Genomic DNA, 12,964 nt, shown 5'->3' with positions numbered 1-12,964 from the left:
GCCGAAAAAAAAGCCCGCACTGTCTGGGTGCGGGCTTTTTTTTGTTTTTCCTGTACGCGTCAGCCCGCATCGTTACCTGTGGTAATGATGGTGGTTGTAGTAATGGTGGTGATGCTGATGCGTTTCATGGATGTTGTGTACTCTGTCATTATTATCTGTCTGTGCTGTATCCTTTTAGGGTTAAAGGATCGGACACCTTAAGTCAACGAATTTTTAATTTGATCACAATTCGGATGACTCTCACGTCCCGCTGCCGTCGGATTTATTTTCATCCAAATCCCCCATAAGCAACACTTGATAACAGACACTTCCGCCACACTAAAAACATATGGCAGCATTTTACTCGGCCAATTTTTTTTCAATATCGTGCAGCAATCGGTGCAGCATTGCCGTGTCGCGTTGCTCGAGTCGCCCCAAACGCTGCTGCAGCCAGTCCACCATCTTTCGATCGTCAGCGACGCCCAGCTGCGCCAGCAGATTTTCCACGCGCGCACGAAGCGCGGCCAGCTGGTTTTCATCGGTACCCGTAATAGCGGGCTGTGGAATTTGCATTAAGGATGCTAATTGATAGCAATACACCATGACCGCTTGGCCTAAATTCAGCGACGGGTAATCCGCCACCATTGGCGCGCCGGTGAGAACGTCTGCCAGCTCCAGCTCTTCGTTGGTCAGCCCGGAATCTTCACGACCAAACACAAGGGCGGCGTTCTCCAGCCACTGGCTTTTTTCTTCCAGCATCGGCACCAGTTCTGCGGGCGTGGCGTAGTAATGGAACTTCGCCCGGCTGCGCGCCGTGGTCGCAACGGTAAACGAAACGTCATGCAGCGCGTCAGCAAGCGTGCTGTAAGTCGTTATATTATCAAGAATATCTCCCGAACCGTGTGCCACCCAACGGGCCGCGGGCTCCAGATGCGCAGTGCTGTCCACGATACGCAAATCGGTAAAACCCATGGTCTTCATGGCACGCGCCGCCGCGCCTATATTTTCAGCTCTTGCTGGCGCTACCAGCACAATCGACAGATGCATTTATGCTCTCTTTTTAATCAGTTAGCGGATAAAAACGTGATGCGCTTCAACATATTACGCAGCACGAATTTACAAAATTGCAACACAAATCACCGAAATAGCGTTTCATAACAAATTAAAGACGCTAAACTATTTTGTGGGTGAACAATCAGTTAGAATGTTAACAGAAGCCTATTATCCCTATGTTTTACAATGATAATGGCCGTGTGAATACTCTTTGATAATTGGATTCGTATTGTTTATCAATCAATGTCCGCAACTAGTTGGTTTATTGAAAAATTGTGACAAAGGCTAGCATTCGGCTACGATGATTTCATCAAACTGTTAACGTGCTACAATTGAACTTGATATATGTCAACGAAGCGTAGTTTTATTGGGTGTCCGGTGTCACTTAGCCTGTTATGTTGCTGTTAAAATGGTTAGGATGACAGCCGTTTTTGACACTGTCGGGTCCAAAGGGAAAGTACCCACGACCAAGCTAATGATGTTGTTGACGTTGATGGAAAGTGCATCAAGAACGCAATTACGTACTTTAGTCACGTTAGGCCGGTCATGTTAATTTGCGACATGCATCAGGCAGGTCAGGGACTTTTGTACTTCCTGTTTCGATTTAGTTGGCAATTTAGGTAGCAAACATGCAGACCCCGCACATTCTTATCGTTGAAGACGAGTTGGTAACACGCAACACGTTAAAGAGCATTTTCGAAGCAGAAGGCTACGATGTCTTTGAAGCGACCGATGGCGCAGAGATGCATCAGATCCTTTCTGAAAATGATATCAACCTGGTCATTATGGATATCAACCTGCCGGGCAAAAACGGCCTTCTTCTGGCGCGCGAGCTGCGTGAACAGGCGAACGTGGCGTTGATGTTCCTGACGGGCCGTGACAATGAGGTTGATAAAATTCTTGGTCTGGAAATCGGTGCGGATGACTACATCACCAAACCGTTCAATCCTCGCGAGTTAACCATTCGTGCACGCAACCTGCTGTCCCGTACCATGAATCTGGGTACGATCAGCGAAGAGCGCCGTAGCGTAGACAGCTACAAGTTCAACGGTTGGGAACTTGATATCAATAGCCGTTCGCTGATTAGCCCGAACGGTGAGCAGTATAAACTGCCGCGCAGTGAATTCCGCGCGATGCTGCACTTCTGCGAAAACCCGGGCAAAATTCAGTCCCGTGCAGAGCTGCTGAAGAAAATGACCGGTCGCGAGCTTAAGCCTCATGACCGTACCGTAGACGTGACTATCCGTCGTATTCGTAAGCACTTCGAATCTACGCCTGATACCCCGGAAATCATCGCCACAATTCACGGCGAAGGCTATCGTTTCTGCGGTGACCTGCAGGAGTAATCCCGCAGTCTACGCATTAAAAAACGGCGCATTTGCGCCGTTTTTTTTATTTCCAGATCCGCATCGTATCGTCATCTGGTGCTGCGGGTGGCTCAGGTCGCTTCGGCTGAGAGAGCGAGTACCAGTCGAAATGACGGGTCAGGTACATGACGGCGAACAGCGCCAGCGCGAGAACCGCTGACCCCAACAGCAGCGCGCTGTCCTCCGAGCGCAGCAGGAACCACATCACTACGTCCAGCCCCAGCAAGGCCAGCACAAACATCCCGCTGCGCTTCCAGCTTTTCAGCACGGCCTGCAGGTACATTCCGTTCATCGCTGCGCCCACCAGGCTTGCAACAACCCAGGCTGGCGTAAACCCGACGTGTTCAGACAGCGCCAACAGCACCAGATAGAACAAGACCAGCGACAGCCCCACCAGCAGATACTGCATCGGGTGAAGGCGTAATCCGGTTAAGGTTTCGAAGACAAAGAAGGCCATAAACGTCAGCGCAATCAGCAAAATGGCGTACTTGATCGCACGGTCAGTCAGCTGATACTGATCGGCGGGCGTGGCGACCGTGACGCTAAAGGCCGGGAGTCCCTCCCACTCCGGCGACTCCTTGTCGTAGAACCAGCTCTCAAGGTTATTCGCAAACCAGCTGCTCTGCCAGTTTGCCTGGAAACCAGACTCGCCTATCTGATGCTTAACAGGGAGGTAATCGCCCATAAAGCCCGGATGCGGCCAGTTGCTGTTAAGCGTCATTTCGCTATTACGCCCTACCGGTACCACCGCAAAACTGCCCGTTCCCGCCAGACTGAGGGACATCTCAAGCGCAAACGTTTTGGCTTCCAGCGCTTTGTCGGTCAGCGGGATGTGGATCCCAGCAAGCGCCCCGTAGACGCCTGAACCGGGTTCCACGCTTAGCGTCTCACCATTGATTTTAGAGATACTGACCGTGCCAATACCCCGCGCGTCGCCAACGCCCGTCACGATAAACGGCTGCCCCGCCGTTATCGTTTCCCCTTTCAGCTGCTTCAGCTTGTCGGTATTAAACTGCGCTTTTATCTTAAGATCAGTGTTCCAGATTTGCCTGTCGTAGATGCCAATACTGCGGGACTCCACGCGCTGGTTCCCTTCCACAACCAGAGATTCCGGCAGAATGAAATGCATATAGCTTTTCTTGTATTCGACCTTCTTTTCGTCCTCTATCTTGTAAAAGATCTCCGTCACGGGAATGGCAATCAGCGGGCCGACCAGCTTTTGCGGTCCGCTGGTGCTCTGGCGAAGCGTATTTTCGACATCGTTACGATAGCTTTCACGCTCTGATATGAGGTTACTGACCATAAACAGCGGGACTAACAGCAGCAGGATGCACCCCAGCAGGGTGCTTACTTTCCAGAACAGGGGGGATTTCATCATTACGTCTCCTTTGTGATGAGGAGAGCGTAACCAGGCTGTGTGGGGTGAGTTTGAAGTTATGTGAAGTGACGGTGAAGTGTCAGCGTGGCCATCACGCCGCCTTCATCACGATTACGCAATATGATCTCTCCCTGATGCAGACGCGCCACCTCCTGAACAAACGCCAGCCCGAGTCCGCTGCTCTTCAATCCGTTCTCGCGCGGCAGGGAATAAAAGCGTTCAAAAATACGCTCCAGCGCGTAATCCGGGATCCCGCTTCCGCTGTCGGTGACGATGAGCTGTATCTTCCCCTGCTCTTCCCGGGCCGCCAGTTCAATGGTGCCACCCTGCGGCGTAAAGTCGATAGCGTTATCCAGCAAATTACCGAGCGCCTGTTCGAGCAGGTCGGGATCGCCTTCAACATGAAGCGAAGCGGGCTGGAGGGTCAGCCCAATCTCTTTTGCCGCCAGCAGCGCCGAGCGCGCGTCGGCAAGCCGCGTAAACAGCAGATCGACGCCCACAGCCTGAGGCGTAATCTCGACCCGATTTTCAAGCCGCGCCTGGGTGAGCAGTTTTTCAACCAGCGACTGCATACGCGCGTTTTGCACCAGAATATTCTCGATAAACCGCGCGGCCACCTGCGGCGGCGGCTGCTCGGCGAGAATTTCCGCCGCGCCGCGTATGGCGGCGATGGGGCTTTTCAGCTCGTGGGTCAGCGCATGGACATAGTGTTCAATGTAGTTTTTCCCTTCCAGGCGAATGCGCATATTCTCCAGCGCTAGGGCCAGCTTGTGCAGTTCGCTGCTGCCAGGATTAGGCAGCGGGAGAGGCGTATCCGTGGTCACCTAGTCGGCATAGCGCGATAACGTCGCGATAGATCGGTTGATCCACCAGGCCACAACGAGGCCAATCAGCAGGGCAATGCCGAGCAGCGCTCCGCCTGCCCACAGGATCCGCCGCTCGCTGCGATGGATAACCGGTGCCATCGCGCTGTTAGGTTTCCCAACAGACAGCACGCCGATAATCTTGCCCTGCTCCACAACCGGCGCGGCAACATACATCACCGTGCTTTCCGGATCGTCGGGATGGCTCTGGGTACTGCGCGCGCCGTATTCGCCGCGAAGCGTCAGCCAGACATCGTTCCAGCGCGAGTAATCTTGCCCCACGGCCAGACCGGCGGAATCAAACACCACTCTGCCCTGCGCATCGGTCATGTAGACGTGATACTCGTTACGCACTTTATGAATGCCGCCGATATTGGCGCGGAAAGGGCGCTGATGAAGCCGTGAAAAGGCCTGCGCCAGTTTGCCCTGCTGCGCATTGCCCGAAAGGAGATCCTCACGACCGACTTCGGCGAGTAAGGTCGCGGTATCGATTAACGTGCCCTCGGTTGCTCTGCGCACGCCGGGCTTGACTTCCTGAACAAAGATCGACAGCACAAACCACGCGGCAACGGCCACGATCAGGAAGTATCCCAGCAATAGCCGCATCCCAATGCGCATCAGTAAAGGCCCAGACTGTAGCCCATGCCGCGATGGGTGCTGATGGGCGACAGTTCCTCGTTCACCGCCCGCAGCTTGGCGCGCAGGGTTTTGATGTGGGTGTCCACGGTGCGATCGAAACTTTCGCCGTTTTCACCCCACACCTTGTCCATGAGCTGCTGACGAGAAAAGACCCGCCCTGGCGCCTGTAACAAGGTTTTGAGCAGCAAGAATTCGTAGCGGGTCAAGGGCAACGCTTCACCGTACCAGCTTATACGCGCGGCAGGCTCGTTCAGTTCAAACTGCCCGATACGCAACGTTTCTGCTGGCGCGGCGGATTTTTGCATGCGCCGTAAAATCGTCCTTACCCGGGCGCAGACTTCACGAGGGGAGAAAGGTTTCGCAACGTAGTCATCAGCGCCCATTTCAAGGCCGAGGAGTTTATCCACTTCATCACTGCGCGCCGTCAGAAACAGTACGGGCAGTGAGGGATGCTGCGCCAGCAGCTGGCGGCAAAGCTCAAAGCCGCTGATGTCCGGCAGCCCGACGTCCAGAATGGCGAGCGCCGGAGCCTGTCGCCGCGCCGCCTCCAGCACGGGTAAACCGCGTTCAAACGCCTTTACCGCAAATCCTTCCTGCTGAAGCATGTAGATCAGCGTATCGGCGATACTGGTTTCGTCTTCAACCAGCCAGACCACAGGTTGTTGCATGGTTCATCCCTGAATTAATGCCAAGGCATAATCGGCACCGCGCTGATCGCGTTTTTCGGCGAGCCTTCCACCACTTTGTCAGAATAGGCAAGGTAAGCCAGCGTGTTGCGCTTCGCATCGTAAAAACGCACCACCTGCAGCTTCTTAAACACCAGCGAGGTCCGTTTCTGGAATACCACGTCGCCCTGCGCTTTGCCGTTTTTGATTTTATCGCTCAATTCAACCGGCCCTACCTGCTGGCAGGAGATCGCCGCATCGGAAGTGTCTTCCGCCAGTCCCAGTCCGCCTTTGATACCGCCCGTTTTCGCGCGGCTTACGTAGCAGGTGACGTTTTTCACATCCGGATCGTCGAAGGCTTCCACCACGATTTTGTGGTCAGGGCCGAACATTTTAAACACGGTATCGACGGAGCCAATCTGTTCCGCCTGCGCTGCGCGCCCTACCATCAACATCAACGCGGTGAAGATCAAAGTCTTGTATTTCATATTGTTACCATTCTTTAAAATTACACTGAGCGATTATTCAACACTTTAGACAAAAATGTAGCAAGATCACAGGATTAGAATATATTGGCCGATAATGTGCTCCAAAAAGCATTAATGCGCAAAAAAAACACTGAATGCTAAAACATCAAAAAGTGCTATTATCCGCTAACCTGTTATCAGGCACCTGCTGTTTTAAGGATGAGGATAGTATATGGATCAGGCTGGAATTATTCGCGACCTGCTAACCTGGCTGGAAGGTCATCTCGACCAGCCTTTGTCACTGGATAATGTGGCGGCTAAAGCAGGCTATTCCAAGTGGCATCTGCAAAGGATGTTCAAAGATGTTACCGGTCATGCTATCGGTGCCTATATTCGCGCACGCCGTTTATCAAAGTCTGCCGTGGCCCTGCGCCTGACCGCGCGCCCGATTCTGGATATTGCCCTGCAGTACCGCTTCGATTCGCAGCAAACCTTCACGCGCGCCTTTAAAAAACAGTTCTCGTTGACGCCAGCGCTCTATCGCCGCTCGCCAGACTGGAGCTCCTTTGGCATGCGCCCGCCGCTGCGTCTGGGCGAGTTCGCCATGCCGAAATACGAAATGGTCACCCTGCCGGAAACCCATCTGATCGGCACAACCCAGAGCTACTCCTGCTCTCTGGAGCAGATTTCTGAGTTCCGTCATCAGATGCGCGTCCAGTTCTGGCGCGATTTCCTGAGCCATGCTCCGGCGATCCCGCCGATCCTTTATGGCCTGAACGAAACGCGCCCTAGCCACGAAAAAGACGACGAGCAGGAGGTGTTTTATACCACCGCGCTCACGCCAGAGATGGCGAACGGCTACATTCAGGGTTCTAAACCGGTTGTGCTGGAAGGCGGCGAGTACGTGATGTTCTCGTATGAAGGGCTGGGAACGGGCGTTCAGGACTTTATCCTGACCGTTTACGGGACCTGCATGCCAATGCTGAATCTGAATCGCCGTAAAGGTCAGGATATTGAGCGCTACTACCCGGCAAGCAATGTCAAACCGGAAGAAGGCCCAATCGATCTGCGTATGGAATTTTTGATTCCGGTACGTCGTTAACGCTGCAGTTCGTCAAGCGCAGGGGCATCGAGATGCGAAATGTCCCCTGCCATCTCCACCACCCATCCCGACGCCAGCCACGCGCTTTCCTGATAATCAATCCGGGAAATCGAGCAGTTGCGCAGGCGCAAGCGGCGTTCAGCGTAAGCCGGTAGTCCCAGGATAGTGCTTACCAGGCAGCCCAGCGCGATTCCGTGGCTCACCAGCAGCGGGCGACTCCCAGCCGGCAGCTTCAGGCATTCCGCCAGTGCGGCATGCATACGCACGCTCAGCTCCTGCATGGATTCGCCTTCAGGAATACGGCCATCTTCGGTGCCGTTCACCAGCGTGCGGCGCCAGCCCTCTTCCGTTTCCGTCAGCGTGTCGATATGGCGCTTTTCCAGCACGCCCATATCCAGCTCGCGCAGGCGCGGCTCAAGCATGACGTCGCAGCCGCAGGCATCTGCGATAATGCGCGCCGTCTGCTGCGTGCGACCTAAATCGCTGGTGATAACGTGCGTAATGCCCAGCGTTCTGGCGCGTTCTGCCACCTGCCACGCTTGCTGCACGCCCTTTTCAGTAAGGGGACTGTCTGACTGGCCTTGAATACGTCGCTCGGCGTTCCACTGCGTTTCACCGTGGCGAACAAGGTATACCTGTAACATGCTTTTTTTCCGTTATACTGCGATGAGTTTTTTTGAATCGAGCTTAATTATGCACCATGTTGTCTCTGCTACCACTAATCCTGCCAAAATTCAGGCAATTCTAAGGGCATTTGAAGAGATCTTCGGCGAAGGATCCTGCCATATTGACGCCGTCGGCGTCGAGAGTGGCGTACCTGAACAGCCGTTCGGAAGCGAGGAAACGCGCGCTGGCGCACGGAATCGCGTGGCAAATGCAAAAGCCGCGGCCCCGAACGCTGACTTCTGGGTGGCTATTGAAGCGGGCATCGACGAAGGGGCCACTTTTAGCTGGGTGGTGATCGAAAGCCGCGAGCAGCGGGGTGAGGCTCGCTCGGCGACCCTGCCGCTGCCGGAGATCATTCTGGACAAAGTGCGCGAAGGTGAAGCGCTGGGGCCGGTGATGTCGCAGTACACCGGCATTGATGAGATTGGCCGCAAAGAAGGGGCAATCGGCGTCTTTACCGCGGGCGCTCTGACGCGCTCAAGCGTGTATCACCAGGCGGTGATCCTGGCGTTAAGCCCGTTCCATAACGCGATTTATCGTTGAGCCATCGTCATCCGGCGTTTTTCAACAATACCGCTTCCAGCCACTGGCGCAGCTCAACCGGCGCAGACTTCAGGCTGTTCGATCCGCGGGTGATGGTCGCGATGCCCGCGCCGAGCTCGTTTTTCAGCTCGCGCTGGCTCATCTCGCCGCGCAACAATTCTTCAATAATCCGCACGCGCGTGCCCAGCGCTTCGCGCTCGTCGGGCGTCAGCATCAGCTGCAAAAGCGGCAAATGCAGATCCTTATCGTATGACTGGCGGAGCAACTCCACAAAACGAAGCCACTCCTGATTGCGTTGTTCGGCCATCGCCGAGGAATACGGGGAATGCTGGGTCATGTTATGCTGCCTCTTGTACTCATTAGCGAGTACAGCATAACACAACCCACCGCGATCAGTAACGCTTCTGCCACTCGGCATCGCTCATCAGCGTATCTTTCTCTCCCATGAAGTAACGATAGTACGCATCATATGCCAGCACGTTCTTCACATATCCGCGCGTTTCCGAGAACGGAATGCTCTCAACAAACGCTACGGCATCAATACGTCCGGCGCTGTTGCCAAGCCAGGTACGCACGCGTCCGGGGCCAGCGTTATACGCCGCCGAGGAGAAGATGCGGTTATTGCCGAACTGCTGATAAACGTACTGCAGGTAGCTGGTGCCGATGTTGATGTTGGTATCCGGATCTAACAGCTGTGACGGACTGCTGTAGCCCGGGATGTTAAACATCTTCACCGTGTGCGTCGCCGTTCCGGGCATGATTTGCATCAGGCCGCTGGCTCCCACCGGGGATCGCACCTTCGGGTTCCAGGCGCTCTCCTGGCGGGCAATCGCCATCGCATAGCTTTTTGGAATATCCTTCCCGCTGGTGTAACGATCGAACAGATCTTTGTACGCCAGCGGGAAGCGCTCTTCGAGATGATCCCAGAGCTTGCCTGAGATCGTCGCCTGCACGCTCAGATCCCACCAGTGATTATCAAACGCATAGCGCGCCAGCTGGGCCTTCTCGTTCGTCGTGCGGCTGGTCACCAGGTTCGCCCACTCGCTGCGCGCGGTGTTATCCATATTCCAGTACATCAGCTCGCGCACGCGCGCCATTTCCGGCCCCTGCGTCAGCGCAGGATCGGCGTTGGCGGGCGCTTTGTCGATGCGGAAGGTGTACTCCTCGCCCAGACGCTGCGCCGCCACCATCGGGTAGAATCCGCGCTGCTGCATCAGAGAATGGAGGATATCTTTCGCTTCATCGTCACGCCCGCGCTCCAGCAGCAGATCGGCCTGCCAGTAGCGCCATTCGTCTTTCTCTTTGGCATCCATCGGCAGACGCGCAAGCCAGGTATTCAGTCCGCGACGATCGCCGGTGCCCAGCGCCATCCGCACGCGACGCTCCACGATTGAGGTAGAGTTAGAACGCATAATCGCGTCATCACGCCAGCGGGCCTGCTCGTCGGTAACGTCCGTGCCCATCAATCGCCACGCTACCGTATCGCGCAGCTCCTGAGTTTGCTCTTCGTTAAGCTGCTGCGCCTGCACCAGCTGAGGGATCATCAGCCGCGCGTTTTCGACATCGTCACGCGCCACGCTGGTAAAGGCGACCGCCGCCATCTGGCGGGTAAAATCGGTAGCCCCCGTTGAACGGGCAAACGTCAGGACTGAATTAGGATCGTTAGCCAGACCGATAACCGCCGTAGAAATGGTCTGGTAATCCGGCGGCATCTGCCCCGCGAGCGCGGTGACCAGGCGGGTATTTCCGGCCTTCATCGCCAGGCGAATACGCTCAAGATAGGCCAGCGGGTCCTGTTTGCCGGACGCGCGCCATGCGCCGAACAGCGAGTCACAGGCGTTAGGCTGACTTTTGCCCGTCAGCCACAGATCTTTCGCGCCCGCCCAGGCTTCGTCCTGCTGTCCGGTTGCCCATTTGGCGTAGTAGTAATTGCACTGCGCTTCCGTGGTGCCAGGCTTTTCCGGGCTAAACGCCAGCAGCCCGCGCCAGTCTTCACGACGCGCCAGCTCGTTCACAAAGCGAGACTTCAGGTTACGCGCGGGCGGCAGGGTCGGGTTCGCCTGAATAAAGTTATTCACGGTGACCGTCGGCTGGTTCATCAGATCGTCGGTGATCTGGCGATACTCCAGATACGGATACAGCGGATAGTCCTTCAGCGTCGGCATCAGCGCCTGCACGGTGTCCATCTGCTTATTGTCCCACGCCTGTTTGATTTGGGCGTAGCGGTTACGTTGTTCATCCAGTGAATCGGCATGCACCGCCTGGCTTACCGCCATTACGCATACGCTGGCAGCCAGCAGACGCCAGACCACCCGTTTGGCTTTTTCCACAAGCTCTTCCTCATTGTTTTTCGTTAGTTGCGGCGTCTTGCCACGTCAAAGTCGTATCAACTTATGCTAACCAGGCATCCTGCAACGCGCCACGTTATGGACACTTTTTTACCTTTCCTGCGCGTTTTAACACTCCCGACGTTCCTGGCTGGGATTAGGGCGTGAAAAAGGCTACACTTCGAGGCTGAATTCCACACTCATCATGATAAAAGAGGCGAAGTCCAACGTGGCTCAATTCGTTTATACCATGCATCGTGTCGGCAAAGTGGTTCCGCCGAAACGTCATATTCTTAAAAATATCTCGCTGAGCTTCTTCCCGGGCGCAAAAATCGGTGTTCTGGGTCTCAACGGTGCCGGTAAGTCCACCCTGCTGCGCATCATGGCCGGCATCGATACAGACATCGAAGGTGAAGCCCGCCCGCAGCCCGGCATCAAGATTGGTTACCTGCCGCAGGAACCTCAGCTGAACCCGGAGCACACCGTTCGCGAATCCGTTGAAGAAGCGGTTGCCGAAGTGGTTAACGCGCTGAAAGGTCTGGATGAAGTGTACGCGAAGTACGCCGAGCCGGATGCGGACTTCGACAAGCTGGCCGCGCAGCAGGGCAAATTTGAAGAGATCATCCAGGCGCACGACGGTCACAACCTGAACGTGCAGCTGGAGCGCGCGGCGGATGCCCTGCGCCTGCCGGACTGGGATGCCAAAGTTGAGAAGCTCTCCGGGGGTGAACGCCGCCGCGTGGCGCTGTGCCGCCTGCTGCTGGAAAAACCAGACATGCTGCTGCTCGACGAACCAACCAACCACCTGGATGCAGAATCTGTCGCCTGGCTGGAGCGCTTCCTGCACGACTTCGAAGGCACCGTTGTGGCGATTACCCACGACCGTTACTTCCTCGACAACGTGGCAGGCTGGATCCTGGAGCTGGACCGCGGCGAAGGCATTCCGTGGGAAGGCAACTACTCCTCCTGGCTGGAGCAGAAAGATCAGCGTCTGGCGCAGGAAGCTTCTCAGGAAGCGGCCCGTCGCAAGTCTATCGAGAAAGAGCTGGAGTGGGTGCGTCAGGGCGCGAAGGGCCGTCAGTCTAAGGGCAAAGCCCGTCTGGCGCGCTTCGAAGAGCTGAACAACACCGAATACCAGAAACGTAACGAAACCAACGAACTGTTTATTCCGCCTGGAGCCCGTCTGGGTGACAAAGTGGTTGAAGTCAGCAATCTGCGTAAATCCTACGGCGACCGCCTGCTGATCGACGACCTGAGCTTCTCCGTACCGAAAGGGGCTATCGTCGGGATCATCGGTCCGAACGGCGCGGGTAAATCGACCCTGTTCCGCATGATGTCCGGTCAGGAACAGCCTGACAGCGGCTCTATCACCCTGGGTGAAACCGTGAAGCTGGCCTCCGTTGACCAGTTCCGTGACGCGATGGACAACAGCAAAACCGTGTGGGAAGAAGTCTCCGGCGGTCTGGATATCATGCGTATCGGCAACACCGAGATGCCAAGCCGCGCCTACGTTGGCCGCTTTAACTTCAAAGGCACCGACCAGGGCAAACGCGTGGGCGAGCTGTCCGGCGGCGAACGCGGTCGTCTGCACCTGGCGAAGCTGCTGCAGGTGGGCGGTAACGTTCTGCTGCTCGATGAACCAACAAACGACCTGGATATCGAAACCCTGCGCGCGCTGGAAAACGCCCTGCTGGAGTTCCCGGGCTGCGCGATGGTTATCTCGCACGACCGCTGGTTCCTGGACCGTATCGCGACCCACATCCTGGACTACCAGGACGAAGGTAAAGTGGAGTTCTTCGAAGGTAACTTTACCGAATACGAAGAGTACAAGAAACGCACGCTGGGCGCTGACGCGCTGGAGCCGAAGCGTATTAAGTACAAGCGTATTTCGAAATAAAAGCAAAACGGCAACTTC

The 12,964-nt window shown here is 55.6% G+C and carries 13 protein-coding genes, 1 pseudogene and 1 other annotated feature; of the genes and pseudogenes, 4 read left to right on the top strand and 10 right to left on the bottom strand.

Annotation, left to right across the window (positions count from 1 at the left end):
* Positions 1-3: 3 nt before the first annotated feature.
* Positions 4-121, bottom strand: a sequence feature (Thr leader region).
* From thrL to yjjY, 3 genes are all read right to left on the bottom strand, one after another.
* Positions 60-128, bottom strand: coding sequence for a thr operon leader peptide (gene thrL, locus VPX56_RS03810; RefSeq protein WP_072039575.1), 69 nt, complete (start codon positions 126-128; stop codon positions 60-62). Its footprint overlaps the feature before it by 62 nt.
* Positions 129-339: 211 nt before the next feature.
* Entirely contained in the window at positions 340-1,026 is a 687-nt protein-coding gene (locus VPX56_RS03805; RefSeq protein WP_131634016.1) for a tRNA/rRNA methyltransferase, read from the bottom strand.
* A gap of 399 nt (positions 1,027-1,425) precedes the next feature.
* A complete protein-coding gene (yjjY, locus tag VPX56_RS03800; protein WP_001541509.1) occupies positions 1,426-1,566 on the bottom strand; it encodes a YjjY family protein in 141 nt (46 codons plus the stop codon).
* Between the two features lie 95 nt (positions 1,567-1,661).
* Between yjjY and arcA the strand changes: the two genes are divergently transcribed.
* On the top strand, positions 1,662-2,378 hold the full coding sequence (gene arcA, locus VPX56_RS03795) for a two-component system response regulator ArcA (RefSeq protein ID WP_039078271.1): 717 nt from the start codon (positions 1,662-1,664) through the stop codon (positions 2,376-2,378).
* Positions 2,379-2,424: 46 nt separating this feature from the next.
* On the opposite strand, the gene creD is transcribed toward arcA, so the two are convergent.
* From creD to creA, 4 genes and pseudogenes are all read right to left on the bottom strand, one after another.
* A complete protein-coding gene (gene creD, locus VPX56_RS03790) occupies positions 2,425-3,777 on the bottom strand; it encodes a cell envelope integrity protein CreD (protein ID WP_326469967.1) in 1,353 nt (450 codons plus the stop codon).
* Between the two features lie 56 nt (positions 3,778-3,833).
* A pseudogene (creC, locus tag VPX56_RS03785) lies at positions 3,834-5,258 on the bottom strand (two-component system sensor histidine kinase CreC).
* On the bottom strand, positions 5,258-5,947 hold the full coding sequence (gene creB / locus VPX56_RS03780; protein ID WP_326469965.1) for a two-component system response regulator CreB: 690 nt from the start codon (positions 5,945-5,947) through the stop codon (positions 5,258-5,260). The pseudogene creC and the gene creB overlap by 1 nt, the downstream one beginning before the upstream one ends.
* 14 nt (positions 5,948-5,961) lie before the next feature.
* Positions 5,962-6,432: a protein CreA gene (creA, locus tag VPX56_RS03775; protein ID WP_032642647.1), complete on the bottom strand. Its 471-nt coding sequence runs from the start codon at positions 6,430-6,432 to the stop codon at positions 5,962-5,964.
* A gap of 211 nt (positions 6,433-6,643) precedes the next feature.
* Between creA and robA the strand changes: the two genes are divergently transcribed.
* Positions 6,644-7,513 (top strand): MDR efflux pump AcrAB transcriptional activator RobA, encoded by an 870-nt coding sequence (robA, locus tag VPX56_RS03770; RefSeq protein WP_131634020.1) that lies wholly within the window; start codon positions 6,644-6,646, stop codon positions 7,511-7,513.
* On the opposite strand, the gene gpmB is transcribed toward robA, so the two are convergent.
* The gene (gene gpmB / locus VPX56_RS03765) at positions 7,510-8,157 is read right to left on the bottom strand and encodes a 2,3-diphosphoglycerate-dependent phosphoglycerate mutase GpmB (RefSeq protein WP_008502057.1); all 648 of its coding nucleotides are present in this window, start codon (positions 8,155-8,157) and stop codon (positions 7,510-7,512) included. The two genes, robA and gpmB, sit on opposite strands and share 4 nt — an antisense overlap.
* A gap of 49 nt (positions 8,158-8,206) precedes the next feature.
* On the opposite strand from gpmB, the gene yjjX reads away from it, so the two are divergent.
* Positions 8,207-8,722, top strand: a complete 516-nt coding sequence (yjjX, locus tag VPX56_RS03760; RefSeq protein WP_131634021.1) for an inosine/xanthosine triphosphatase — start codon at positions 8,207-8,209, stop codon at positions 8,720-8,722.
* A gap of 7 nt (positions 8,723-8,729) precedes the next feature.
* Here yjjX and trpR read toward each other — a convergent pair whose 3' ends face one another.
* Positions 8,730-9,059, bottom strand: coding sequence for a trp operon repressor (gene trpR / locus VPX56_RS03755; RefSeq protein WP_119935618.1), 330 nt, complete (start codon positions 9,057-9,059; stop codon positions 8,730-8,732).
* A 55-nt stretch (positions 9,060-9,114) separates the two neighbouring features.
* Positions 9,115-11,052, bottom strand: a complete 1,938-nt coding sequence (gene sltY / locus VPX56_RS03750; protein WP_326469961.1) for a murein transglycosylase — start codon at positions 11,050-11,052, stop codon at positions 9,115-9,117.
* A 226-nt stretch (positions 11,053-11,278) separates the two neighbouring features.
* Between sltY and ettA the strand changes: the two genes are divergently transcribed.
* Positions 11,279-12,946 (top strand): energy-dependent translational throttle protein EttA, encoded by a 1,668-nt coding sequence (ettA, locus tag VPX56_RS03745; RefSeq protein WP_131634023.1) that lies wholly within the window; start codon positions 11,279-11,281, stop codon positions 12,944-12,946.
* Positions 12,947-12,964: the final 18 nt, after the last annotated feature.

It is taken from the genome of Enterobacter wuhouensis, from assembly GCF_035835995.1.
In the GTDB taxonomy this organism is placed as follows: Bacteria; Pseudomonadota; Gammaproteobacteria; order Enterobacterales; family Enterobacteriaceae; genus Enterobacter; species Enterobacter wuhouensis.
This window is presented reverse-complemented; position numbering and strand designations above follow the sequence as displayed.

Excerpts from the sequence above, each read along its gene's own strand:
- VPX56_RS03805 (WP_131634016.1), bottom strand. The coding sequence starts at position 1,026 with ATGCATCTGTCGATTGTGCTGGTAGCGCCAGCAAGAGCTGAAAATATA.
- arcA (WP_039078271.1), top strand. The coding sequence starts at position 1,662 with ATGCAGACCCCGCACATTCTTATCGTTGAAGACGAGTTGGTAACACGC.
- creD (WP_326469967.1), bottom strand. The coding sequence starts at position 3,777 with ATGATGAAATCCCCCCTGTTCTGGAAAGTAAGCACCCTGCTGGGGTGC.
- creB (WP_326469965.1), bottom strand. The coding sequence starts at position 5,947 with ATGCAACAACCTGTGGTCTGGCTGGTTGAAGACGAAACCAGTATCGCC.
- creA (WP_032642647.1), bottom strand. The coding sequence starts at position 6,432 with ATGAAATACAAGACTTTGATCTTCACCGCGTTGATGTTGATGGTAGGG.
- robA (WP_131634020.1), top strand. The coding sequence starts at position 6,644 with ATGGATCAGGCTGGAATTATTCGCGACCTGCTAACCTGGCTGGAAGGT.
- gpmB (WP_008502057.1), bottom strand. The coding sequence starts at position 8,157 with ATGTTACAGGTATACCTTGTTCGCCACGGTGAAACGCAGTGGAACGCC.
- yjjX (WP_131634021.1), top strand. The coding sequence starts at position 8,207 with ATGCACCATGTTGTCTCTGCTACCACTAATCCTGCCAAAATTCAGGCA.
- trpR (WP_119935618.1), bottom strand. The coding sequence starts at position 9,059 with ATGACCCAGCATTCCCCGTATTCCTCGGCGATGGCCGAACAACGCAAT.